The 24,094-nt window shown below is 44.6% G+C and carries 21 protein-coding genes and 1 pseudogene; 16 read left to right on the plus strand and 6 right to left on the minus strand.

What is annotated here, in order from left to right; all coding sequences use genetic code 11:
• Positions 1–155: 155 nt before the first annotated feature.
• The 8 genes and pseudogenes from AB6E08_RS08525 to AB6E08_RS08560 all read left to right on the plus strand — a co-directional run.
• Positions 156–338, plus strand: a pseudogene (locus AB6E08_RS08525) (hypothetical protein); the annotation flags it as partial.
• A gap of 294 nt (positions 339–632) precedes the next feature.
• On the plus strand, positions 633–1,931 hold the full coding sequence (gene tig, locus AB6E08_RS08530) for a trigger factor (protein ID WP_004736079.1): 1,299 nt from the start codon (positions 633–635) through the stop codon (positions 1,929–1,931).
• A gap of 105 nt (positions 1,932–2,036) precedes the next feature.
• Positions 2,037–2,663: an ATP-dependent Clp endopeptidase proteolytic subunit ClpP gene (gene clpP / locus AB6E08_RS08535; protein ID WP_004736080.1), complete on the plus strand. Its 627-nt coding sequence runs from the start codon at positions 2,037–2,039 to the stop codon at positions 2,661–2,663.
• Between the two features lie 81 nt (positions 2,664–2,744).
• Positions 2,745–4,025, plus strand: a complete 1,281-nt coding sequence (clpX, locus tag AB6E08_RS08540; protein ID WP_372063525.1) for an ATP-dependent protease ATP-binding subunit ClpX — start codon at positions 2,745–2,747, stop codon at positions 4,023–4,025.
• A gap of 132 nt (positions 4,026–4,157) precedes the next feature.
• Complete coding sequence (lon, locus tag AB6E08_RS08545) at positions 4,158–6,509, plus strand: endopeptidase La (RefSeq protein ID WP_372063527.1); 2,352 nt, start codon at positions 4,158–4,160, stop codon at positions 6,507–6,509.
• Positions 6,510–6,679: 170 nt separating this feature from the next.
• On the plus strand, positions 6,680–6,973 hold the full coding sequence (locus tag AB6E08_RS08550; protein ID WP_012604504.1) for an HU family DNA-binding protein: 294 nt from the start codon (positions 6,680–6,682) through the stop codon (positions 6,971–6,973).
• Positions 6,974–7,194: 221 nt separating this feature from the next.
• Entirely contained in the window at positions 7,195–9,060 is a 1,866-nt protein-coding gene (gene ppiD, locus AB6E08_RS08555) for a peptidylprolyl isomerase (RefSeq protein ID WP_372063529.1), read from the plus strand.
• A gap of 221 nt (positions 9,061–9,281) precedes the next feature.
• Positions 9,282–9,581 (plus strand): ComEA family DNA-binding protein, encoded by a 300-nt coding sequence (locus AB6E08_RS08560; RefSeq protein ID WP_135384069.1) that lies wholly within the window; start codon positions 9,282–9,284, stop codon positions 9,579–9,581.
• Here AB6E08_RS08560 and rrtA read toward each other — a convergent pair.
• Entirely contained in the window at positions 9,578–10,120 is a 543-nt protein-coding gene (rrtA, locus tag AB6E08_RS08565; RefSeq protein ID WP_371728526.1) for a rhombosortase, read from the minus strand. The genes AB6E08_RS08560 and rrtA overlap by 4 nt on opposite strands.
• 9 nt (positions 10,121–10,129) lie before the next feature.
• Between rrtA and AB6E08_RS08570 the strand changes: the two genes are divergently transcribed.
• Positions 10,130–10,729, plus strand: coding sequence for a tRNA-uridine aminocarboxypropyltransferase (locus tag AB6E08_RS08570; RefSeq protein ID WP_372063532.1), 600 nt, complete (start codon positions 10,130–10,132; stop codon positions 10,727–10,729).
• Positions 10,730–10,755: 26 nt separating this feature from the next.
• Here the strand turns inward: AB6E08_RS08570 and AB6E08_RS08575 are convergent, their stop codons facing one another.
• The 3 genes from AB6E08_RS08575 to AB6E08_RS08585 form a co-directional block, all read right to left on the minus strand.
• Positions 10,756–12,099: an anti-phage deoxyguanosine triphosphatase gene (locus AB6E08_RS08575; protein WP_122046063.1), complete on the minus strand. Its 1,344-nt coding sequence runs from the start codon at positions 12,097–12,099 to the stop codon at positions 10,756–10,758.
• A gap of 54 nt (positions 12,100–12,153) precedes the next feature.
• Entirely contained in the window at positions 12,154–12,738 is a 585-nt protein-coding gene (gene yfbR, locus AB6E08_RS08580) for a 5'-deoxynucleotidase (RefSeq protein WP_372063534.1), read from the minus strand.
• Between the two features lie 331 nt (positions 12,739–13,069).
• Positions 13,070–14,302, minus strand: a complete 1,233-nt coding sequence (locus tag AB6E08_RS08585) for a pyridoxal phosphate-dependent aminotransferase (protein WP_372063536.1) — start codon at positions 14,300–14,302, stop codon at positions 13,070–13,072.
• Positions 14,303–14,598: 296 nt separating this feature from the next.
• Here AB6E08_RS08585 and AB6E08_RS08590 point away from each other — a divergent pair, with 296 nt between their 5' ends.
• From AB6E08_RS08590 to AB6E08_RS08620, 7 genes are all read left to right on the plus strand, one after another.
• Positions 14,599–15,906 carry an isochorismate synthase MenF gene (locus tag AB6E08_RS08590; protein ID WP_029222962.1) on the plus strand — a complete coding sequence of 436 codons (1,308 nt, stop codon included), beginning with the start codon at positions 14,599–14,601 and terminating at the stop codon, positions 15,904–15,906.
• The gene (gene menD, locus AB6E08_RS08595) at positions 15,903–17,627 is read left to right on the plus strand and encodes a 2-succinyl-5-enolpyruvyl-6-hydroxy-3-cyclohexene-1-carboxylic-acid synthase (RefSeq protein WP_017103208.1); all 1,725 of its coding nucleotides are present in this window, start codon (positions 15,903–15,905) and stop codon (positions 17,625–17,627) included. Before AB6E08_RS08590 ends, menD begins: the two co-directional genes overlap by 4 nt.
• 9 nt (positions 17,628–17,636) lie before the next feature.
• Complete coding sequence (gene menH / locus AB6E08_RS08600) at positions 17,637–18,437, plus strand: 2-succinyl-6-hydroxy-2,4-cyclohexadiene-1-carboxylate synthase (protein ID WP_372063539.1); 801 nt, start codon at positions 17,637–17,639, stop codon at positions 18,435–18,437.
• A gap of 102 nt (positions 18,438–18,539) precedes the next feature.
• Positions 18,540–19,406 (plus strand): 1,4-dihydroxy-2-naphthoyl-CoA synthase, encoded by an 867-nt coding sequence (gene menB / locus AB6E08_RS08605; protein WP_010439547.1) that lies wholly within the window; start codon positions 18,540–18,542, stop codon positions 19,404–19,406.
• Between the two features lie 75 nt (positions 19,407–19,481).
• On the plus strand, positions 19,482–20,489 hold the full coding sequence (gene menC, locus AB6E08_RS08610; RefSeq protein ID WP_017103206.1) for an o-succinylbenzoate synthase: 1,008 nt from the start codon (positions 19,482–19,484) through the stop codon (positions 20,487–20,489).
• A gap of 52 nt (positions 20,490–20,541) precedes the next feature.
• The gene (menE, locus tag AB6E08_RS08615) at positions 20,542–21,975 is read left to right on the plus strand and encodes an o-succinylbenzoate--CoA ligase (RefSeq protein WP_017103205.1); all 1,434 of its coding nucleotides are present in this window, start codon (positions 20,542–20,544) and stop codon (positions 21,973–21,975) included.
• Between the two features lie 165 nt (positions 21,976–22,140).
• Positions 22,141–22,308 carry a hypothetical protein gene (locus AB6E08_RS08620; RefSeq protein ID WP_009847266.1) on the plus strand — a complete coding sequence of 56 codons (168 nt, stop codon included), beginning with the start codon at positions 22,141–22,143 and terminating at the stop codon, positions 22,306–22,308.
• A 161-nt stretch (positions 22,309–22,469) separates the two neighbouring features.
• On the opposite strand, the gene AB6E08_RS08625 is transcribed toward AB6E08_RS08620, so the two are convergent.
• Together AB6E08_RS08625 and AB6E08_RS08630 are read right to left on the minus strand one after the other, a co-directional pair.
• Positions 22,470–23,390 carry a YeiH family protein gene (locus AB6E08_RS08625; protein WP_029224038.1) on the minus strand — a complete coding sequence of 307 codons (921 nt, stop codon included), beginning with the start codon at positions 23,388–23,390 and terminating at the stop codon, positions 22,470–22,472.
• 143 nt (positions 23,391–23,533) lie between these two features.
• The coding region (locus AB6E08_RS08630; protein WP_372159820.1) for a 1-acyl-sn-glycerol-3-phosphate acyltransferase at positions 23,534–24,094 on the minus strand (561 nt) is incomplete at its 5' end.

Below are 24,094 nucleotides of genomic sequence, written 5' to 3' on the forward strand. Positions count from 1 at the left end.
TCCGCTCATTTCTTTGGTAAATAATCAAGCCTGTCTTCTCTCGTTTATGGTAGCAAATAGCGGTAGTGTTTGCTGAAAGTAGACAGTCGCCAGATGGATGTAGGTTAAGGGTTTGTAACGGGGATTGTTGAAAAAGTTATCGACTCTGAGGGGTAAAACAAGAGCAAGATCTCTTTTTAAGGTTTTTAGCAAAAAAAGCCCTCGATTCCCTTGAAAAAGTCGCTATTGTCCCCATTTCTGTTGTGCTAAGTGATGATTTGATCGTTTTTGTATCATTTAGTTGGACGAATTTAGAGCATTCATCATCATGCAGAGGTGAACGGCTCGACAGAGATTAAACAGATCGCTAGAATGTCGCGTCTAAAATTTCTGTCCTGAGGCTAATCGGAGATACCTTTCTTGTTTTCGAAAACAAGCTTTATTGCGTTTTAATCGACGCGTGAAGAACGAAGATATCGCTGATTAGTCTGGTGTTTGGTTGAATAATCAATTCAGACATCAATGCTCGATTTTAAATTAGGTGTTCGGATAGAGCACTACACAAGGATGCAGCCAACAACGTCGGCTTTTGAATTAAAGCTAAGTTACGGCTCATATGCTCAGATTACTGAGCCAGTTTTGAGGTTTATATAATGCAAGTTACTGTTGAAACGCTAGAAGGCCTAGAGCGCCGTCTTAATATTACTGTTCCTGCTGCTAACATCGAAGATGCAGTTACAGCTGAACTACGCAACATCGCGAAAAACCGTCGTTTCGATGGCTTCCGTAAAGGCAAAGTGCCAATGAAGATGGTTGCTAAAATGTACGGCAAAGCAGTACGTCAAGACGTGATGGGCGAAGTAATGCAACGTCACTTCATCGAAGCGATCGTTAAAGAGAAAATCAACCCAGCTGGCGCACCTACTTTCGCACCAGTTGAAAACAACGAAGGCGCTGACCTAGTATTCAACGCAACTTTTGAAGTTTACCCAGAAGTTGAGCTGAAAGGTCTAGAAAACATCACTGTTGAGAAACCAGCAGTAGAAGTTAAAGAAGCTGACGTTGAAGAGATGATCGAAACTCTACGTAAGCAACAAGCGACTTGGACTGAAGTTGAAGCTGCTGCTGACGCTGGTTCTCGTGCAACTATCGACTTCGTTGGTTCTATCGACGGTGAAGAGTTTGAAGGCGGCAAAGCTGAGAACTTCCCACTAGAGATGGGCGCTGGTCGCATGATCCCTGGTTTTGAAGACGGTATCGTTGGTAAAACAGCAGGTATGGAATTCGAAATCGAAGTAAACTTCCCAGAAGATTACCACGCTGAAAACCTAAAAGGTAAAGCTGCTAAGTTCTCTATCAAGCTGAACAAAGTTGAAGCTCGTGAGCTTCCAGAACTAAACGAAGAATTCGTTTCTAAGTTCGGCGCAGCTGAAGGTGTTGAAGGCCTTAAAGCTGAAGTTCGTAAGAACATGGAGCGTGAGCTTAAGCAAGCAGTTAAGAACCGCATCAAAGAGCAAGCAATCGACGGTCTAGTTAACGAAAACAACATCGACGTACCTTCTGCTCTAATCGATCAAGAGATCGGTGTTCTACGTCAACAAGCTGCTCAACGTTTCGGTGGTAACACTGAAGCTGCTGACCAACTTCCACGTGAGCTGTTCGAAGAGCAAGCTAAACGTCGCGTAGTTGTAGGTCTTCTTCTTGGTGAAGTAATCAAGACTGAAGAGCTAAAAGCTGATGACGAGAAAGTTAAAGCTATCATCGAAGAGATGGCTACAGCATACGAAGATCCAACAGAAGTTATTGCTTACTACGAGCAAAACGAGCAAATGATGAACAACATGCGCAATGTTGCTCTAGAAGAGCAAGCTATTGATGCAATCATCGCTAAAGCTCAAGTTTCTGATAAAGAAGTTAGCTTCAACGAGCTAATGAATCAGCAACCTGCTTAATATAGTAATATCTGACGTAGAAGGTTGACGTACGGTCAACAATTCTGCTAACAATGGTCCGTATGATTTAATCATTCGGGCCATTTATTTTAGGGACATAAGAATATGAGCTACCAAGAAAAAAATACAATGCCATCGATTATGGACGCACTAGTTCCTATGGTGGTTGAACAGACTTCCCGTGGTGAACGTTCTTACGATATTTATTCTCGTCTATTAAAAGAACGTATCATTTTCTTAACAGGTCAAGTGGAAGACCACATGGCAAATCTTGTCGTGGCTCAACTGCTTTTCTTGGAATCAGAAAACCCAGACAAAGATATCTATCTTTACATCAACTCACCTGGCGGTAGCGTAACAGCGGGCATGTCTATCTATGACACAATGCAGTTCATCAAGCCAAACGTGAGCACAGTATGTATGGGTCAAGCTTGCTCTATGGGTGCATTCTTACTAGCGGGTGGTACTCCGGGTAAGCGTCACGTGCTTCCAAACTCACGTGTAATGATTCACCAGCCACTTGGCGGCTTCCAAGGCCAAGCGTCTGATATTCAAATTCACGCGCAAGAGATCCTAACGATCAAGCAAAAGCTAAACAAACTATTGGCAGAGCACACAGGTCAGCCTCTAGAGGTTGTTGAGCGTGATACAGATCGTGACAATTTCATGTCTGCTGATCAGGCTGTAGAATACGGTTTGGTGGATTCAGTTCTTAATCACCGCGGTCAATAATTGCAGGGCAATTGTTTAACGCAAAGTGATTCAAATTGATATACACTCAAACATAGAGAGTAAAGGCTAAGAGGTTAGCGAATGACAGATAAAAGCAAAGAGGGTGGTAGCGGTAAATTGCTTTACTGCTCTTTCTGTGGCAAAAGCCAGCACGAAGTTCGCAAGTTAATCGCAGGTCCTTCTGTTTACATTTGTGATGAATGTGTCGATCTTTGTAACGACATTATTCGTGAAGAAATTAAAGATGTTCTTCCAAAGAAAGAATCGGAATCGCTGCCAACGCCGCGTGAGATTCGTGAGCATCTTGACGACTATGTAATCGGTCAAGAATACGCGAAAAAAGTGCTAGCAGTTGCAGTATATAACCACTACAAGCGTTTACGTAATGGTGATACGACGGCTGAAGGCGTAGAGCTAGGTAAGAGTAACATTCTTCTTATCGGTCCTACTGGTAGTGGTAAAACACTACTGGCTGAAACACTGGCTCGTTTCCTAGACGTTCCTTTCACAATGGCAGATGCAACAACACTAACCGAAGCGGGTTATGTGGGCGAAGATGTTGAAAACATCATCCAGAAGTTGCTTCAGAAATGTGATTACGACGTAGCGAAAGCGGAACGCGGCATTGTTTACATCGATGAAATCGATAAGATTTCTCGTAAAGCTGAAAACCCATCGATCACGCGTGACGTGTCTGGTGAAGGTGTACAGCAAGCTCTATTAAAACTTGTTGAAGGTACAGTGGCTTCAGTTCCACCTCAAGGTGGTCGTAAGCATCCACAGCAAGAGTTCTTGCAAGTGGACACGTCTAAGATCCTATTTATCTGTGGTGGTGCGTTTGCCGGCCTAGATAAAGTGATTGAGCAACGTGTAGAAACAGGTTCAGGTATCGGCTTTGGCGCAGAAGTGCGTTCAAAAGACGAAACCAAAACTATCGGTGAACTGTTCACTCAAGTAGAACCTGAAGATCTAGTGAAGTATGGTTTGATTCCAGAATTCATTGGTCGTCTACCTGTTACAACAACACTGACAGAGCTTGATGAAGAAGCGCTAATCCAAATTCTTTGTGAGCCAAAGAATGCACTGACAAAACAGTACGCTGCATTATTTGAGCTTGAGGATACAGAGTTAGAATTCCGTGAAGACGCCCTACGCGCAATTGCGAAGAAAGCAATGAACCGTAAAACGGGTGCTCGTGGTCTACGCTCTATCTTGGAAGGTGTTCTACTAGAAACTATGTACGAACTGCCATCTTCAACTGATGTAAGCAAGGTTGTGATTGATGAGTCGGTAATTAATGGTGAGTCAGAACCACTAGTGATTTACAGTAACTCAGATAACCAAGCAGCTGTTGCAGAGTAGGTCTTTTTAAGACTACACACTCAAATTGAAAAAGGAGGTAAGCAATTACCTCCTTTTTTTTATTCTTCCATTGAATCCAGTCGTTTAAGCCCCATATACTGCTTTATAAGTTAAAGCGGAAGAGAGAAATATATGAACTTGGAACGTTCCGAGCGTATCGAAATCCCCGTGCTACCTCTACGTGATGTAGTGGTTTACCCACACATGGTTATTCCATTGTTTGTTGGTCGTGAAAAATCGATTACTTGCCTTGAATCGGCAATGGAAGCTAACAAACAAGTACTACTTGTAGCGCAGAAAGAAGCGGACACTGATGAGCCTTCAATCGACGACCTATTTAACGTAGGTACAGTCGCTACTATTCTTCAGTTGCTAAAGCTGCCAGATGGTACCGTAAAAGTACTTGTCGAAGGTCAGCAGCGTGCAAAAATTCACCAGTTCAAAGAGAGTGAGTTTTTCTTAGCGGATGCCGAATACGTTGTAACCTCAGAACTTGACGAAAAAGAACAAGAAGTGGTTGTTCGCAGTGCGATCAATCAATTCGAAGGCTTTATTAAGCTGAACAAAAAGATTCCACCAGAGGTTCTAACCTCGCTGAACGGTATTGATGAGGCTGCTCGCCTTGCTGATACGATTGCTGCGCACATGCCACTTAAACTGGTAGATAAGCAGCACGTTCTAGAAATTTCAGATGTGACGGAACGCCTGGAATTCTTGATGGGCCAAATGGAGTCAGAAATTGATATCCTGCAAGTTGAAAAACGCATCCGTGGCCGCGTTAAGAAACAGATGGAAAAGTCTCAGCGTGAGTACTATCTGAATGAGCAAATGAAAGCGATTCAGAAAGAACTGGGCGAGATGGACGACGCGCCTGATGAATTCGAAACTCTGAAGAAGAAGATCGAAGATTCTAAGATGCCTCAAGAAGCTCGTGAAAAAACTGAGCAAGAACTGCAAAAACTGAAAATGATGTCGCCAATGTCTGCTGAAGCAACAGTAGTACGTAGTTACATTGATTGGATGGTAGGCGTTCCTTGGGCTAAGCGTTCAAAAGTTAAAAAGAATTTAGCGAAAGCGGAAGAGATCTTAAACGAAGATCACTACGGCTTAGAACGTGTTAAAGAACGTATTCTCGAATACTTGGCAGTACAAAACCGTATCAACAAACTAAAAGGTCCAATCCTTTGTCTTGTTGGTCCTCCTGGTGTTGGTAAAACTTCACTAGGCCGTTCGATTGCCGCGGCAACGGGTCGTAAGTACACACGTATGGCGCTAGGCGGCGTTCGTGATGAAGCTGAGATTCGTGGTCACCGTCGTACGTACATCGGTTCACTTCCGGGTAAATTAATCCAGAAGATGTCTAAAGTTGGTGTTAAGAACCCACTGTTCCTATTAGATGAAATCGATAAGATGTCTTCTGATATGCGTGGCGACCCATCTTCTGCGCTTCTAGAAGTACTAGACCCTGAGCAAAACAACGCATTTAACGATCACTACCTAGAAGTCGATTACGATTTATCTGATGTGATGTTTGTTGCAACGTCTAACTCGATGGATATTCCGGGCCCACTATTGGACCGTATGGAAGTGATTCGTCTGTCGGGTTACACAGAAGATGAGAAGCTGAACATTGCTAAGAGCCACCTATTGGACAAGCAAGTTCAACGCAACGGTCTTAAGCCTAATGAGATTGAGATTGAAGACTCTGCAATCATCGGCATCATTCGTTACTACACGCGTGAAGCGGGTGTGCGTAGCCTAGAGCGTGAAATCTCTAAGATCTGTCGTAAAGCAGTGAAGAATATCTTGTTAGACAGCAGCCTTAAATCTGTAACGGTTAACATTGATAACCTGAAAGAGTACTTAGGTGTGCAACGTCATGACTTCGGTAAAGCGGATGAAAGCAACCGTATCGGCCAAGTAACTGGCTTAGCATGGACGCAAGTAGGTGGCGATCTACTGACCATCGAAACTGAATCAATGCCAGGTAAAGGTAAGCTAACGCAAACCGGTTCACTAGGCGATGTGATGAAAGAGTCGATTCAAGCGGCAATGACAGTGGTTCGTTCTCGTGCAGAAAATCTGGGTATTAACACCGATTTCTACGAGAAACGTGACATTCATGTTCACGTACCGGAAGGTGCAACGCCAAAAGATGGCCCGAGTGCGGGTATCGCAATGTGTACTGCATTGGTCTCTAGCTTAACGGGTAACCCTGTAAAAGCAGAGGTTGGTATGACCGGTGAAATTACCCTTCGTGGTGAAGTTTTACCTATCGGTGGCTTGAAAGAAAAGCTGCTTGCAGCGCACCGTGGTGGCATTAAAACAGTCTTGATTCCAAAAGACAATGAACGTGATTTGGAAGAGATTCCAGACAACGTAATCGCTGACTTGAAGGTGATTCCGGTTCAATGGATTGATGAAGTACTGAAAGTCGCACTAGAACGAGATCCGTCAGGGGTCGAGTTCGACGTGAAAAAATAGTGATGCATAGCAAAAATAAGTAAAGAATTACGCTGATAGACCCGAAAAGGCTTGTCAGCGTTTTTTTTGGACGCTAAGTTATTCGACTAAAGCGGCAGCCCTTTTGTAATAAGGCTTGCGGCTAAATTAAAACCAAAATGGAACGTACAGTCATCGAGAAGTAGTCACAGATGACACATAGGGGAAAAACAGTGAATAAAACACAACTAGTAGAATCAATCGCAGAAAACGCAGACATCTCTAAAGCTTCAGCTGGTCGCGCTCTAGACGCTTTCATCGAAGCAGTTGGCACAACGCTACAATCAGGCGACCAAGTTGCACTTGTTGGCTTTGGTACTTTCAGTGTTCGTACTCGTGCTGCTCGTACAGGTCGTAACCCAAAAACTGGTGAAGAGATCCAAATCGCAGAAGCTAAAGTACCTGGCTTCAAAGCGGGTAAAGCACTTAAAGACGCATGTAACTAATTTTTGTTGCTGAAACCTCAAGTTTTTGTGAGGGGAAGGCAGTAATATGCGTTTACTGTTTGAACAATGATGTTTCATTTTCAAACAGTATATGTGCAAAGCACATTGAACTTATTTAAATTATGCGCATCCTACTGATGCGCATTTCTTTTTCTGATAATATCGCGTGAATAGATTTTTATTTTGAAGCCAATGCTTCATATCCGGAGAGCACTTAAATTATGATGGATCGATTACGCGAAGGCGTGAATAGCATCGCGGTAAAAATTATCCTTGGGTTGATTATCCTGTCATTCGTATTCGCAGGTGTAGGCAGCTACATCACCGGTGGCGGTAACAACGCAGCAGCTAAAGTTGGCAACACAGAAATTGCTCGTGGTGAGTTCGAACAAGCTTACCAAAACGAACGTAATCGCATGCAATCTCAACTTGGCGATTACTTCGCTCAAATGCTTGCAGACCCTGCATACGTGGAGTCTTTCCGTAAGTCAGTACTTGATCGCATGATCAACGATGTTCTACTTGAGCAGCAAGCAGAATCTCTAGGCCTACGAATCAGTGATTCTCAAATCCGTACCATGATTCTAGAAATGCCTCAGTTCCAAACTGCAGGTCAATTCGACCAAGAAGTTTACCAATCAGCATTACGTCGTGCAGGTTTCAGCGCAGAAAGCTTCGCAGAATACATGCGTCGTGACCTAATGCGTAACCAGCTTGTCACTGCGCTTCAAGGCAGTGAATTTGTTCTTCAAGGCGAAATTGATATTCAGAGCAAGCTTATTGCTCAAACTCGTGACATTCGCACAGTGACACTGTCTGTTGCTGACCTAGCGAAAACCATCGAGTTAACTGACGAGCAAATCGAACAGTATTACCAAGAGAACCCTGCGGCTTACACTCGTCCAGAGCAGGCTAAGGTGTCTTACATCGAACTTTCTGCTGAAGCACTTAAATCGCAACTTGAAGTTAGCGATGAGGAAGCACAGAAATATTACCAAGAGCATCTAGACAAGTACTCTACTGAAGAGCAACGTAAAGTTAGCCACATCCTAGTTCAAGGTGATGACGAAGCGAAAGCACAGTCAATCTTAGACGAGCTAAATGCAGGTGCTGATTTTGCTACGCTAGCAGAAGAGAAATCTGACGACTTCGGTAGTGCAGATGTTGGCGGTGACCTAGGTTGGATTGAACGTGATGTTATGGACCCAGCATTCGAAGACGCGGCTTTCGCTCTTGAGAATATTGGCGATACGACTGGCTTAGTTAAATCTGATTTTGGCTACCACATCATCAAGCTAGACGAAGTAAAAGCATCTCAAGCTCAGCCTTACACTGAAGTAGCGGCAGAGATTAAGACAGAGCTTCTAGACCAACACGCAGTTGATCAGTTCTACGAGCAACAAACTGAACTTGAAAAAGTAGCGTTTGAATTCCCAGATTCTCTAGACGACTCTGCTGAAGCTATCAACGCGAAGATCACGACGACTGATTTCATCTCTCAAGCTGACGCTCCAGAAGTTCTGATGACGCCTGCAGTAATGCAAGCTATCTTGAGCCCTGAAGTGAAAGAAGACGGTTTGAACTCTGAAGTTATCGAAGTGGCTCCTGAGCACGTTATTGTTGTACGTGTAGAAGAGACTCGTGACGAAACAGTCCTTCCTTTAGTAGAAGTGAAAGATCAAGTTGTAGCTGCATTGTCTGCTGTAAAAGCAGAGCAACAAGCGGTAGAGCTAGGTGTTTCTCTAGTGAACGAACTTAAGCAAGGTAATGAAGCGGTACTGGCGGATAACAGCCTTGAGTTTACTGAGCTTGAAACCATTGACCGTAATTCTCCATTAGCTGCATCTGTATTTGCTCTAGTGAAACCAGAAGCCGGCCAAGCTGTGTTCGGTCAATCTAAAGATCAAGACGGTAACATCGTTGTTGTTGAGCTTTCTAAAGTAACGGCTGAAATCAACCCTGCTTACAGCACACAACTTGGTGCACAGTTAGAGCGCGTTGGTAATCAACAAGACCTTACTAATGTACTAAACGTACTGCGTAAAAATGCAGACGTTGAATACTACATCGTTGGTCAAGCTCAATAAGCTTTGAATTTACTCGGTAGTCTTCTGCCGAGTAATGCAACTTGAGAATGCAACTTGAAAGTAGTGCAGCAACTCGGTTTGCGAGCCAGCTAACAAGTTGATGAAAATTAGATGTATAACGAAGCGGGTCACTTAGGTGACCCGCTTTATTTTTGTCTGGTGAGTGTTTTATCTAGCGCAGCAAATGCATAAGTTACGTTTTTTGAACAAAGGAACGATTTATGCGCACGATATATTCAACACTATTTCTTACATTTCTGATTCTGTTAAGCCCTGCAGCGTATGCAGACAGCCCAACTAAGGCAGAGCTTTACGATGGCATTGAGATTACGGTCAATATCAATACCGCGACAGCAGAAGAACTATCAGCACTATTGGTTGGTGTTGGGGATAAGAAAGCTCAAGAGATCGTCGATTACAGAGACCAAAACGGAGTGTTTACGACTGCTGATGATTTGGTGAGTGTGAAAGGGATAGGTGAAGCCACGGTTAAAAAGAACCGCGAAAGAATTCAACTTTAATCCGTTTGTCTACTTGTTAGAAATGAAGCGATAGATATGAAGCCTCCGGCCAGTGCACCTGCTAGGTGGGCTTCAATCGCGACACGAGCATTAATTAGTTCGCCAGTCGTGCTAGAAGGGCCAACAAGCTGCTCCCAAGCGATTTTAGCGATTAATCCCAACACTAACAGCCAACTTGATCTCCTACCGTTTAAAGCCTCACTGAGCGCGAATAAGCCAAATAACCCATGTAAAGAGCCAGATAGGCCAACATAGATCTGAATACTCGAAAACAACAAAGCGACCCCAGTCACTAAACTAATCACAAGCAGAGCAAGAGCAAGCTGTTTTTTACTCGGTTGAAACAGATAACTGATGATCCATAAGCTGGCTAGATTCATCAGAAGGTGCGAGTAGTTGGTATGTGAAAAGTTTCCTGTTAGGATCCGCCACCATTGCCCATCGGCGATCGCATTTTTATCCCAAACTACCCAAGCCTGCACAGGCTCTAGTTGGAATAAGACGCATAAAAGTGAAGTGAAAATTAAAACAGGGTACACATTAAATCCATGTCTCGTTATTGCCGCCAATGCAGCAAGGCTTTGAAAGCTTGTATATGTCAGTGGGTTACGCCACTAGAATCGAACGTTGAGCTTATCATTCTTCAGCATCCATCAGAAGAGCATCGCCCAATGGGAACTGCGCGTATTCTCTCTTTGTCTCTAAAAAACAGTGTGACGCTTGTGGGTGAAGACTTCTCAGAGAATACACAACTTAACGAGTTGCTGGCTGATGGGCAGTATCAACATGTGATTTTATACCCAAGTGAAAACTCTGTTTCAGTTGAGCCGGCAACATCTCCAAATAAGAAGCTGCGTGTGATTTTATTGGATGGTACGTGGAAGAAGGCGTTCAAAATGTGGCAAGTATCGAGTAACTTGCATGCGCTGAATACGGTTCACTTGCCGAAAGATCTCAAGGGTAATTACCGAATTCGCAAAGCGCCAAGTGAAAACAGCCTTTCGACAGTAGAGGCGGGTTATCATCTGTTGAGCTTGTTAGAGAGTGATGGCGACTTTAGCCCTTTGCTAACGGCATTTGACCAAATGATTCAGTTTCAAATCAATCAAATGCCGCCGGGCGTGTTTGAGAAAAACTACTTAGATTAAGCTGTTTCAGTAAAGTGAGTCAGGAATTAAAACTCGGTATGAGCTGAGAACAATTGCTGATGCATTTTCTGCGCAAGATCATCGGTCATTGATGAAATGTAATCCGCAATCACGCGCATTTTTCGAGACTCATCTTGATGTTGTAGCCATTGCTTCTTGATAGGTAGTGGCAGCAAGCGTTCAGGATCTGCGCTGAATGCTTCAAACATATCCATGATAATTTGCTGACCTTTATATTCGATCACTTGAACCTGTGGCACTTGAATCACGAACTCGCTGACAAAGTGTTTCAGTTTGTCGAGTGTGGCGTCCATGCTCGGTTCAAGCACCGCATTGTAAGCAAGCAGTACATTCTCAAATCTAGCATCTACTCGTTCAATCGAAATACTGGTCAACAGTGCGTTGACTATCCCACCAATCGCATCCTTTCGACGATATTGCTCACCAGAGAAAAGCATCTCTGTGATTGAATCTAGGTGTTCACAAACCCAAGGGTCTGCCATCTCTTTAAGTTGAGGGTAAGCCGACTCGACCCATTGAGATTTGGTGACAGAGCCAAGCACAATCGCATCTTCTAAATCGTGGACGCCATACGCGATGTCATCAGCAAGCTCCATAATCGAACAATCAAGTGACTTATATTTTGTCTTATTATGTTCAAGAGGTTCGGTGTGTTTTTTTCTTTTCTGTTTTAGAAGCTGTTGGTCGCTGCTTGAAAGCGGCTCCAGTACCCAGTTAAAAAGTTCTTCATCATGATCGTAGATGCCTTTTGCTGGCATCCAATCTTTGGCTCGGAGCTGTCGTTGATGCTTAACAGGCTCAGATTGTAATTTAGCTTGAACCTCACTCAGCAGAGAAGGGTACTTAATCAGACCTAACAAAGTGCGTCGAGATAGGTTCATCCCGTGATGTTCAGTGTAAGGTTCTAGCTGCGTGACAATGCGAAATGTTTGAGCATTGCCCTCAAAGCCACCATGATCGCGCATCATATAGTTCAACGCGACTTCGCCACCGTGCCCATAGGGTGGGTGGCCAATGTCGTGAGCAAGACACAATGAATCAATCAAACTGTCTGAAGGCAACAAATCTCGAAACTCGGGCTGCTTTTTTTTCAGCTGGGCAACGATACCGGTACCTAGCTGAGCGGCTTCTAGCGAATGAGTCAGGCGAGTTCGGTGGAAATCGTTTACCGTGGTGCCATGAACTTGGGTTTTTGCTTGGAGACGGCGAAAAGCGGCAGAGTGAAGCACCCGCGCACGATCGCGTTGATACGGGCTACGGTGGTCATCACGCCTTATTTTATGTTCATCGTCATTTCGATGTTGCCATTCTTGTTCGAGTTCAAAGGGTGGTTCGAGTGGAGAATTCAAAATAGCACCTATCAAATTGATTTATTTAGCTAATTACACTCAACTTATACCCAGCTAGCTTATCTCGTCTAGTGATAATTCAAAGCTCGGCGCAAATGTGGTGAGAAAGTAGTCCATTTCCGGGCTTTTACGCTGTTCGAGAGTCTCTTCTAGTCGGCGTTTCGCTTGTTCGTACTCATGGTTGCCCGCACTGAGTTCCTCCAAACACTTGAGGTAAGCGCAGATAGTGTCGGCTTGCTTAACGATGCTTTGCTCTTCTTTGTTTGCTGTTCCAGATATCAAAAACGGGGAGAAGTCGTCTCGGAACTCTTCTGGCAGCATTGAAAGCAGTCTTTGCTCTGCTGCCGCTTCTATCTTCTTATACTCTTGTGCGATGTCTGGATTGTAGTATTTAACTGGCGTCGGCAAATCACCTGTTAGCACTTCACTGGTATCGTGGTACATGCCAAGCAGAGCAATGTGTTCTGGGTTGAGTTTGCCATCAAACTTCTTGTTTTTGATAAGCGCCAAGGCGTGGGCGACGAAAGCGACCTGTAGGCTATGCTCTGAAATGTTCTCGCTTGAGATTGAACGCATCAGGGGCCAGCGTTGAATCAGCTTCATACGGGCAAGATGGGCAAAGAAATGGCTTTGTTTCATAAGAGTCCTTTTAGTACCAATCGTAGTAAATAACTGGTCATCCTAGCTTGTTAAAAAACTCGATAACTTTGTTAGAATTTTTGATTGTAGAATAACTACTTACCAAAAAATTCTGCCTTGTTCTCAAGTTTTTTCCCTGCGCTATTTCTGAACACTTACTTACTGTGATTGGTATAAGCAATGCTCCACTCGTATCTTGTGTTTGCACAGGGACACGAGACAGCGGATACAAAAAAGGCTCCCAAACAGGAGCCTTTTAAGCATAGAAGTGATTGATTACAAGTTAAAGTCTTTTAAAACAGCAAATTGTAGTCATAACTTTTTGTGTTAATTAATCGCCTGTGAGCTCATCTTGGCTGTAAGTCTGTAAGAAGCGTTCTAGGCGACCAATCGCGATTTCTAGATCTTCGATGTGCGGCAGAGTCACGATGCGGAAGTGATCCGGTTTTGGCCAGTTGAAGCCAGTACCTTGAACCAATAGCACCTTCTCTTGCTTAAGGAAATCGAGCACGAATTTCTGATCGTCTTTGATGTTGTACATGTTGGTGTCGATCTTAGGGAACAGGTACATCGCGCCTTTTGGTTTCACACAAGAAACGCCAGGGATCTTGTTGATCAGTTCCCATGCACGGTCACGTTGCTCAAGCAGTCGACCACCAGGAAGAATCAGTTCGTTGATACTCTGATAACCACCCAGTGCCGTTTGGATGGCGTGCTGCATTGGTACGTTGGCACACAAACGCATCGAGGCGAGCATTTCTAGCCCTTCGACATAGCCTTTCGCAATGTGTTTCGGGCCCGTTAAGAACATCCAGCCACCACGGAAACCACATACACGGTAAGCCTTAGACAGACCGTTGAATGTCACCATGAGTACGTCTTCAGCAAGCGTTGCGACTGAAGTATGTACGGCACCGTCGTAAAGTACTTTGTCGTAGATTTCATCAGCGAAGATGATCAAACCGTGCTCACGAGCAATCTCAACAACTTGTAATAGGAAATCACGGCTGTATACCGCGCCCGTTGGGTTGTTCGGGTTGATAAGAACGATGCCGCGAGTCTTTGGTGAGATCTTCGCACGCATGTCGTCTAGATCTGGATACCAATCAGCATCTTCATCACACATGTAGTGAACCGGTGTACCACCAGAAAGCGCAACAGACGCTGTCCATAGTGGGTAGTCCGGAGCGGGAACTAAGATTTCATCACCATTATCCAGTAGCGCCTGCATAGACATAACGATAAGCTCTGATGCGCCGTTACCAATGTAAACGTCTTCTACATCAAGGTTACGGAGGCCTTTTTTCTGGTAGTGCTGAACAACCGCTTTACGAGCTGAATAGATGCCTTTTGAGTCGCAGTAACCTTGAGATGTCGGTAGGTTACGGATTACATCAACAAGGATTTCATCAGGGGCGTCAAAACCAAATGGGGCGGGGTTACCGATATTAAGCTTCAGTATTTTATGCCCTTCTTCTTCCATGCGCTTAGCATGTTTGAGTACAGGCCCCCTGATTTCGTAGCATACGCTGTTGAGTTTTGACGACATCCCGATATTTTGCATTGCCGATTTCCTGAAATTAATTTAAATACTTTATTAAAGTACCGCAAAACGGGGTTTGATAGAATAAAAATCTGATGAATGTCGAATTTCAGTGTCACGTTTGGTCTTTTTGTTGTCACTCTTTTCTAAATTTTAATTAATCGCTTTCTTTGTTATTGGCTAAGATGAATAAAGAGGTTGGATCGCTTAGAATCACAGGAATGTTCAAAAGATATAGTACATTCTTGATCTAAGTGGGTACTGCCCATAAAGTATCAAACTAATATAATAATAATTTAGATGTGAACGAGGTCGATTTGTCACATTTCCAGCAAACTATCTCCGCTTTGATTGAGCGAGTACAAAATGCCCAAGCAAGTGAAGTTCGTTGTGTTGAAGTTCTAACGCAAAAACCATCGTTTGCATTTATAGAATGGCTTCATGCTCAACCGCTCTTTCCAAAGTTCTACTGGCAGTCACGCGACACTCGTGAAGAAGTGGTCGCGCTCGGTCAACTGCATACTTTCTCCGATCCTGCTCCCGCGTATGCCATTCTTGGTGAAGACCAACGAATTTGGGGTGGACGTTCATTTGACGGACATACCGCAAAGAACCGCCGTTGCATGGAATCGTTTTTCTTCCTTCCTCAGGTTGAACTGATCCGCTTTGACAAGACTTGGTCGTTAGCCGTCAATTTATCTCCTGATCGCGTTGCTTCTATTAATGCTCTAAATAAGCTTTCTGTCGAAGCGGCGATATTGGCCCCTTTGTCGGCGCATATTGAGCAGATTAACCACGTTCCAGAACGAGAGCAGTGGGGCAACCTTGTCGATAAAGTGCTGAAAGGCATTAGCGACGAAGAGTACAAAAAAGTCGTTTTAGCGCGTAAAACCACATTGCAACTCGATGCGCCAATCTGCGCGGCTCAGTTGCTTAAGGCCAGCTACCTGCAAAACCATCACAGCTTTCACTTTATGTTGGTATTGGATTCCAAACACAGCTTTATCGGCTCAACGCCAGAGCGTTTGTACAGTCGATATGGCACTGAGCTTGATACTGAAGCGCTTGCTGGAACCATTGGTCGCGGAGAAAACGCGACAGAAGATATGGAGTTAGCCAACTGGCTTTCTCAAGACAGTAAAAACCTCAATGAAAACCAGTATGTGGTCGACGACATTATTGAGCGTCTCACTCCTCATTCTCAAACGGTACACGTTGAAAAAGAGGCGCGACTTGTGCGTTTGCGTAAGGTGCAACATCTTAAACGTAATATCCATGCTCAGCTCAATAACGGCGTCAATGGTGTCCAGTTGCTTGCTGCCTTACAGCCGACTGCTGCGGTAGCGGGTTTACCGCGCAAAGAAGCGATGGATTTCATACTTGAACATGAACCGTTTGCGAGAGGTTGGTATGCAGGCTCTGTTGGCTATATTAGCCATCAACGCGCTGAATTCTGTGTCGCGATTCGAAGTGCCTTGATTGTAAACGATCAAGTACAGCTGTTTGCGGGTGCCGGGATCGTGCCGGGATCGGTTGCTGAACATGAGTGGCAAGAGTTGAATAAGAAAATGTCGACTCTGCTTAGCTTAATTTCAGATCACCCACCATTGGGTGTCGCGTCATGAACCACGACCAAGCCGTATTAAATAGAGTTTGGAGTCACACATTACTTGAAGAGCTAGCCCGCAACGGTGTTGAACATGTATGTGTCGCACCGGGCTCTCGCTCAACACCATTAACTCTCGAAGCGGAAGCTAATCCCAAGTTAACCTTACACACGCACTTTGATGAGCGTGGTCTTGGATTCTTAGCTTTAGGTTTAGCTAAAGCCAGTGATAAGCCAGTTGCGGTGATTGTGACATCAGGAACCGCTGTGGCGAATTTGCTTCCTGCGACGGCTGAATCTGGGCTGACACGAGAGAAGCTGATCTTGCTGACCTCTGATAGACCCATCGAATTGGTCGACTGTGGTGCCAATCAAGCGATTCAGCAACAGGGTATCTTTTCTTCCCATGTTGAAAGTGCTTTAAACTTACCAAGCCCTAGTACACAAGTTTCTCTGAATTGGTTACTGACATCGGTTGATCACGCCCTAGTGAAACAACGCAATGTTGGTGGTGCGATTCATATCAACTGTCCGTTCCCAGAACCTCTATATTCTGCGAATTGTGCGGAAATGTATGCGGAATACACATCCAGTGTCGCTGGGTGGAAATCGGGAACAGGTTGTTACAGCCAAACGTTTTTACCTAATCAAGTGAACACACAACCCATCGCTCCAGGTGAGTATTTTGGGCGTAAGGGTGTGGTTATTCTCGGTTCGCTAGATATTGAACAAGCAACAAAAGCCAAGCAGTTTGCCACCGCATTAGGCTGGCCAGTTTTTTGCGATCCTCAATCAGGTGTTACAAGTGATTGGAAACATTATGACCTGTGGATGCAGAGTGACGTAGCTAAAGCGCAACTCAACCAATGTGATTTCATCCTTCAGTTCGGTGAGCGCATTGTTTCTAAGCGCCTTAATCATTGGATAAAGTCGCAAGCTTCATCATTCAGCTCATCACAATACATTGTTGTGTCACCAGAGACGCACCGTATCAACCAAGATCATCTGCCTCAAACCCATATCGTTGCTGATATCGAGTCGTGGGTGTCAGAGCAGCATTTACCCACCTTGTTAGGTCAACATGCAGGTTGGGCAGCACCTTTGGTCGAAATCGCGAATACGGTTCAACAATTGGCATTAGCGCAAATATCCAATAATGACCAACTGACCGAGTTGAGCGTTGCAGTAGATTTGTCGACTAGACTTAAAGACAGAGAGCTATTTGTGGGAAATAGCTTGATGGTAAGGCTGGTGGATATGCTGTCATCAATATCTGCGAATCAAGTTTACAGTAATCGGGGCGCATCGGGCATTGATGGCTTGGTAGCAACGGCTGCGGGCGTGGTAAAAGCTAACCAGAACCCCTTGATAATGTTGATTGGCGATACCTCTTTGCTTTACGACCTCAATTCACTGGCTCTGCTTACTCACAATGTAACGCCGATGGTGATTGTTGTGACCAACAATGATGGCGGTGCGATCTTTGACTTGTTGCCTGTTCCTGAGCAACAAAAACAATCTCTATATCAAATGCCCCATGGTTTCGGTTTTGAACATGCCGCTGCGCAATTCCAGCTTGGTTATGCGGCGCCAGAAACTTTGAATTGCTATCAAACGATTGTCGAACAACATTTCGAACAAGGTCAGGGTACCTTGCTCGTTGAAGTTAAGACGCCTCCCGAACAAGCGTCTACTTTGCTGAAACAATTCAGTTCAATGCTCACCGAGGCATTAGCCTAAGGACTTTACATGCTTTACTCCAATTATTACCCAGCTGTACAAGAATCTTCTGACAAACCTTTGCTTGTTTTTCTACATGGTTTACTCGGAAGCGGGGATGATTGGAGCGCATGTCATCCATATCTAGAGGATTTTCCTCGTCTTTGCATAGATTTGCCCGGGCACGGACAAAGTCGCTTTATCGATCCGGTAGGCTTTGATCATTGCTGCAAGAAAATCGTTCAGTGCATCACTTCTCAACTTGCTCTCAACGATCTTCCTGCGGATTACCCTATCGTGTTGATTGGCTACTCTATGGGTGGCAGGCTTGCCATGTATGGGGTGACAAGCCCTTGCTTCGAAACACTCAATCTTGAGAAAGTCATTATTGAAGGTGGCAACTTTGGTCTGGAGTGTGATGAAGAACGAGCACAAAGGTTAGTACATGATACGCAATGGGCTGTCCGTTTTGCGCAGCAGTCGATTGAAGATGTTTTAGACGATTGGTATCAACAAAGCGTCTTTTCTTCACTAAATCATGAGCAAAGACAAACTTTGGTCATAAAGCGTAGTGGTAACCTTGGAGTATCCGTAGCAAATATGTTGTTATCTACTTCGTTAGCTAAGCAACCGGATTTACGTGCCACATTGAAATCTCATGAGCATCAATTGCATTATGTGTGTGGTGAAAAAGATCGTAAATTCATGGAACTAGCTGAGAATAGTGGCTTTGAATATAGTCAGGTTGATTACGCTGGTCATAATGTTCATTTTGAGCAACCAGAGTTGTTTTCCAACCTGATCATCCAATGTATCGCCAGTCGCCGCTAAACTGACTGAGCGGTTCTCTCGTATCAAGCACTACCAAAAGCAGAGCAACACCGTCACGACTATTCGTTAGTCGTGGTCTCTAATAGAACAATGGGAATCACCATGGCTAAAACAGTAGGCATCACAGAAGAAGAACTTTACGCAGCAGTTAACTGGCGCGATGAAAGCAGTCAATTTGAAGATATTCAGTACCACAAGTCTGACGACGGTATTGCGAAAATCACGATTGCTCGTCCTCAAGTCCACAATGCGTTCCGTCCACAAACCGTAAAAGAGATGATCAATGCATTGGCTGATGCTCGTTATGACGAGAAGGTTGGCGTAATCATTTTGACGGGTCTTGGTGAGAAGGCGTTCTGTTCTGGTGGTGACCAAAGTATCCGTGGTGACTACGGCGGTTATCAAGATGATTCAGGTACACATCATCTGAACGTGCTTGATTTCCAACGTCAAATTCGTACTTGTCCAAAACCGGTTATCGCAGCGGTATCGGGCTGGGCAGTCGGTGGCGGTCATGTTCTTCACATGATGGCAGACTTGACCATTGCAGCTGAAAACGCTCAGTTCGGTCAGACGGGTCCTAAAGTAGGTTCATTCGATGGCGGTTGGGGTGCTTCTTACATGGCTCGTATCGTTGGTCAAAAGAAAGCGCGTGAAATCTGGTTCTTGTGTCGTTTCTACGATGCCCAAGAAGCATTGGACATGGGGCTAGTAAACACTGTAGTACCTGTTGCCGACCTAGAAAAAGAAACGGTTCGTTGGTGTCGTGAAGTTCTTCAACACAGCCCAATGGCACTGCGTTGCTTGAAAGCCGCACTAAACGCAGACTGTGACGGCCAAGCAGGCCTTCAAGAGTTGGCGGGTAACGCAACCATGATGTTCTACATGACAGAAGAAGGCCAAGAAGGCCGAAACGCATTCAACGAGAAACGTCGACCTGATTTCGACAAATTTCCGCGTAACCCATAGTCTTTCTCTTCTTTAAAATGAGTCGCTAATAGCGGCTCGTTTTGTTTTGATGTTCCCCGTTTTTTAGGAAACTTTATGAACTCAGTGAATTCTCAGCGTCACGCTAAACTCTACCGTTATCAATTACCTATGGATAGTGGTGTAATTCTTCGTGACAATAAGTTGAACGAACGCGTTGGCTATATCATCCAACTTGAGTGTGATGGTAAAACTGGTTTTGGCGAAGTTGCGCCTTTGCCAGGTTTTAGCCAAGAAGATGCTGAACAAGCTGGCATTCAGCTGCAACACGAATTAGAGCTTTGGAGTCACAATAACCCTCAAACGCCTTTTGATGAGTTATATCCTTCTGTTGCGTTCGGTTTTTCGATGGCGATAATGGAATTACGAGGCGAACTCAATGCGGAAGGTAACTACCAAGCAGCACCGTTATGTACAGGCGATCCAGATGAATTGATCCCTGTGCTGAATGAGATGCAAGGCGAGAAGGTTGCCAAGGTAAAAGTTGGTCTTTATGAAGCGATTCGTGATGGCATGCTGGTCAGCTTATTCCTTGAGTCGATCCCTGATTTGACCCTAAGGCTTGATGCCAACCGCGCGTGGAAACCAGAAAAAGCCAAGCAGTTCATTAAATACATTTCGCCGTCACTGCGTCAGCGTATTAGCTTTATTGAAGAGCCTTGTCAGAAGCCAGAAGACAGCTTAGCTTTTGCTATTGACCACGGTGTTGCGATTGCATGGGACGAAACATTGCAAGAAGCGGTGCGAAGCCCAGAATTTGATCTTAGCGACCTTACTGGTGTTAAAGCGGTCGTGCTCAAGCCAACTCTTATTGGTTCTGTAGAGCGTTGTGTGGCAATCATTGAGCGTGCGGAGCAGCTTGGTATTAAACCTGTACTAAGCTCAAGCATAGAGTCTAGCCTTGGCTTAACTCAGATTGCTCGATTGGCACAACAGTACTTGCCTAATGAAGTTCCAGGGCTTGATACGATTGGTTTGTATCAGCAACAGCTAGAAGTCTCTTGGCCGGGTTGTCAGCTTCCAGTTTCAACGCTTGAACAACAGCAATTGATTTGGTCTTCTTAGGCTGATCGTTCGATTAGCTTAGACCGTTCTCAATCTATAACTTGGTTATCTTATGATGCGCCCACAATCTAATCCTCACCCGCTCTGGGTACAGTGGGCGCAGCAGAACCCACATCAAGCAGCGTTAGTGATTCCTAACCGCGCTTACACTTGGCAGCAAGTGTCTGTGCTGGTGAGTGAGTACCAACAACAGCTATCTCATCAAGGTCTATCTGAAGGTGATGTACTGACGATTGTTGGTAAGAACCAAGCTGAAGTGATTCCTGCTTATCTTGCCGCACTCAATTTGGGTGTTATTTGCGCTTTCACCATGCCTCAGCCTAGCTTACGCCTGAAGCAAAAGCTCGATTCCTTATGTCAAGCAGGTCAACAAAGCTACCTTTGGCTTTTGGACAGTAGCGGGATAGAGCAATCAGAGACTGTCGATTTGAATACTCAGTTGGTGACCTTGTCTTGCTTAGATGAAGTGAAGGTCGATGGTGATGATAATAGGATAACGACATCTCAAGACTCCAACTTCAATCCGCAAAATCTAGCAAGCATCATATTCACTTCTGGCTCTACTGGAAACCCAAAAGCGGTGGCTCACACGTTACAGCAACACTTATGTTCAGCTCAGGGTTTACTAGACGTTTTCAACTTTGAACAAGCTGACACTTGGTTGCTTAGCTTACCGATGTACCATGTGTCGGGATTGGCGATTATCCATCGTTGGTTGGCGGCTGGTGGCTGCATCAAAATAGGGCCAGGCCAACTTGAAACAGACATTGAAGGTTGCAGCCATGCCTCTTTAGTGGCTACTCAACTACATAGGCTACTAAAGAGTAAGCAAGCACTTACTTTAACTCATGTACTTTTGGGTGGTAGCCATATTCCAGAAGCTCTTGGGCTTGAAGCTCAACAAATGGGTATCGAAACATGGCTTGGCTACGGCATGACAGAAGCGGCTTCAACAGTGACTGCGAAGCCCGTTGATTCTAGTAATACTGCAGGTTTTGTCCTTAACCAACGCCAGTTGAAAATTGAAGATCAACGTATCTTTATTGGCGGCAATACGCTTGCTTCTGGTTATTACTATCAGGGCGAGTTAACGCTATTAGTTGATAAGAACGGCTGGTTCGATAGCAAAGATCTTGGTGAGTGGGTTGGTGAACAAGTGTCGATTATTGGTCGCGCCGACAATCAGTTTATTTCTGGTGGTGAGAACATTCATTGCGAAGAGATTGAGCGAGCACTCAACCAATTGTCTGAGGTTAACCAGTCTTTTATTGTTCCTATTGAAGACGATGAGTTCGGATTCCGGCCTGTCGCTATTGTGGATTGTGCTGATTTGCCAACCAAAGAGTGGTTTGCTGAGCAATTGAATGGCCGTCTTGAGCGGTTCAAATTTCCTGTTGAGTATTATCGAATGCCTAAGCAAGAACAGCAGGGTATTAAGGTTTCACGCGCTGGATTGGCATCTTGGTTGTCTCAGCATAGGAGTTAAAGGTAAGCGCTTACCTCGACGTTATTTGCGAAGTTGTTAGGTGACTAAGTTGTCAGGCGGTTAGTTAATTTAGCAATTAGATAGTTCAAAACAGAATTTATTATCTTTATAACCATCCATTATAATAAGCTCTATAAATAACGGATTATAGAATAAGGTCTTATTATGAAAGTTGCCCTCATCATTGCGGTTTTACTGCAGATAGGCCAAGCGCTCGTTTCGTCAGGACTGACTCGTTCATTGGCTGAACTCACTGCATTTGTGCTGGTTGTGGTACTTGTTTTAATGAAAAGAGAGAGCAAAAAGAGTGATAAGCCCCTGTTTGATTTGTGATTGTTGCAATAAAGAAAATCTTTACTACAAACGATATTTTCACTAAAAACGATAGGGGCAAAGCCCATTAGAGCTTTGCCTTTTTATTTTGTCATTCGCTAATCTGTTTGTCTGCTTAACAAGTTAACCAATCTACAGCGCTTCTTTACGTATTAGATGCATCAGGTAAGCGTTAACCACGCTAATGAGCCTGTCGAAATCATCGTCCACATTGTAATACCAAACATCAATGGCTTCGGCCCAGCAGCTTTAAGCTTCTCAACTGAAATACCGCAACCAATCAAGAATAGACACACCACCAATGCACGCTTAGACACATCAAAGATACCTTGATAGACCATCTCAAATTGTGGCAATAAGTCACTAACAGCAATAGCAGCGCAATAGAAGAAAATGAAGTAAGGAATCGTAATCTTCTTTTGATCGTTCTTGAAGATCATTGCGCTGACTAACGCGATTGGGATAATCCAAAGTGCGCGAGCGAGCTTCAATGTGGTTGCTGTGGTCAGTGCTTCTTCGCCATATGCTGATGCTGCGCCGACTACAGAGGAGGTATCATGAATCGCGATGGCTGCCCATGTTCCGAAAGTTTGTTGGCTTAACTCTAGTGCATGGCCAATCATTGGGAACAAGAAAAGGGCGACCGAGTTCAACACAAATACAGTGGCTAACGCCAAGCCAATCTGTTCATCATCAGCTTTGATGGCCGGTGCTACGGCGGCAATGGCGCTACCACCACAAATTGCGGTACCAGAAGAGATAAGGTAACCCGTGGTGCGATCTAATCCCATGCGTTTTGCCAAGAACCAACCAATGACCAAGGTACCAATAATCGTCGTGACAATGAGGCCAATACCATCGCCTGTGACCGCTAATGCTTTCTCAAACTGAATGCCAAAGCCTAAGCCGACAATCGAGTAGGCCAGTAGCTTCTTGGTGAGTTTGCCTACTTCTAGATGCTCAGGGACTAAACCTAAGCTCGCAAGAAGGAAACCGATCACGAGTGCCGTCGGTGAACTCACCCATGGGGTTAAGCAAAACAGAGCAGCAAGATAAAATGGAACAGACTTTTTTAGATTCATTATATTTAATTCGTCGCGTCTAGTATTGGCAGCGTAGTGGAAGACTATACGCTTAACGCAATGGTAAGTAAGTCTAAATGAATTGAACAAACGTTAAGTAAAACTAAACGTTTATTCAGCTGATATGAATAAAGGTTGGTTATTTAGCGTAGTGAGCCGCGAAGATCAGAGACTGACTGTCGAAGCGTGTCGCATGAAGCTTCCTTGGCTAGCATAGGTTCGGCAGCTTCTATCTCTAACTTGGCCCTGAAACGGGTGGGTAGCCCCTTAAAAGCTTGACCTTTATAACGACTGAAGTAGCTGCCCCATAGCCCTTTAAGTGCCATTGGAATCACAGGTACAGGAGAACGTTTGATAATCAACTCCATGCCACGCATGAATTCGGCTACTTCGCCATCAGCGGTTAGCTTACCTTCAGGGAAAATACAGACGATGTGCCCTTCATCTAGGGCTCGTTCAACTTCTTTGAAAGCGTTTCTAATCGAGTTTCGGTTGGTTGCGGAGATTGGAATAACTCCTGCTCTTTTTAAGAATCGACGTAGTGGAGGAAGTTTGGCGTAATCCTCTTCCATCACAAACCGAATCAAGCGAGGGCAAACCGCACTTAGAAGCAGTGCATCCATATAACTCACATGGTTGCAAACGATCAGTGCACCGCCATTCTCTGGAAGATGGTGTAAGTTCTTGTGCTTAACTCGGTACAT

It is taken from the genome of Vibrio sp. 10N.247.310.24, assembly GCF_041467175.1.
GTDB lineage: Bacteria > Pseudomonadota > Gammaproteobacteria > Enterobacterales > Vibrionaceae > Vibrio > Vibrio tasmaniensis_A.

Excerpts from the sequence above, each read along its gene's own strand:
- AB6E08_RS08550 (WP_012604504.1), top strand. The coding sequence starts at position 6,680 with ATGACACATAGGGGAAAAACAGTGAATAAAACACAACTAGTAGAATCA.
- yfbR (WP_372063534.1), bottom strand. The coding sequence starts at position 12,738 with ATGAAACAAAGCCATTTCTTTGCCCATCTTGCCCGTATGAAGCTGATT.
- AB6E08_RS08570 (WP_372063532.1), top strand. The coding sequence starts at position 10,130 with ATGTCTCGTTATTGCCGCCAATGCAGCAAGGCTTTGAAAGCTTGTATA.
- AB6E08_RS08560 (WP_135384069.1), top strand. The coding sequence starts at position 9,282 with ATGCGCACGATATATTCAACACTATTTCTTACATTTCTGATTCTGTTA.
- menH (WP_372063539.1), top strand. The coding sequence starts at position 17,637 with ATGCTTTACTCCAATTATTACCCAGCTGTACAAGAATCTTCTGACAAA.
- AB6E08_RS08585 (WP_372063536.1), bottom strand. The coding sequence starts at position 14,302 with ATGCAAAATATCGGGATGTCGTCAAAACTCAACAGCGTATGCTACGAA.
- clpX (WP_372063525.1), top strand. The coding sequence starts at position 2,745 with ATGACAGATAAAAGCAAAGAGGGTGGTAGCGGTAAATTGCTTTACTGC.
- clpP (WP_004736080.1), top strand. The coding sequence starts at position 2,037 with ATGAGCTACCAAGAAAAAAATACAATGCCATCGATTATGGACGCACTA.
- menC (WP_017103206.1), top strand. The coding sequence starts at position 19,482 with ATGAACTCAGTGAATTCTCAGCGTCACGCTAAACTCTACCGTTATCAA.
- ppiD (WP_372063529.1), top strand. The coding sequence starts at position 7,195 with ATGATGGATCGATTACGCGAAGGCGTGAATAGCATCGCGGTAAAAATT.
- menB (WP_010439547.1), top strand. The coding sequence starts at position 18,540 with ATGGCTAAAACAGTAGGCATCACAGAAGAAGAACTTTACGCAGCAGTT.
- menE (WP_017103205.1), top strand. The coding sequence starts at position 20,542 with ATGATGCGCCCACAATCTAATCCTCACCCGCTCTGGGTACAGTGGGCG.
- AB6E08_RS08620 (WP_009847266.1), top strand. The coding sequence starts at position 22,141 with ATGAAAGTTGCCCTCATCATTGCGGTTTTACTGCAGATAGGCCAAGCG.
- AB6E08_RS08625 (WP_029224038.1), bottom strand. The coding sequence starts at position 23,390 with ATGAATCTAAAAAAGTCTGTTCCATTTTATCTTGCTGCTCTGTTTTGC.
- menD (WP_017103208.1), top strand. The coding sequence starts at position 15,903 with ATGAACCACGACCAAGCCGTATTAAATAGAGTTTGGAGTCACACATTA.
- tig (WP_004736079.1), top strand. The coding sequence starts at position 633 with ATGCAAGTTACTGTTGAAACGCTAGAAGGCCTAGAGCGCCGTCTTAAT.
- lon (WP_372063527.1), top strand. The coding sequence starts at position 4,158 with ATGAACTTGGAACGTTCCGAGCGTATCGAAATCCCCGTGCTACCTCTA.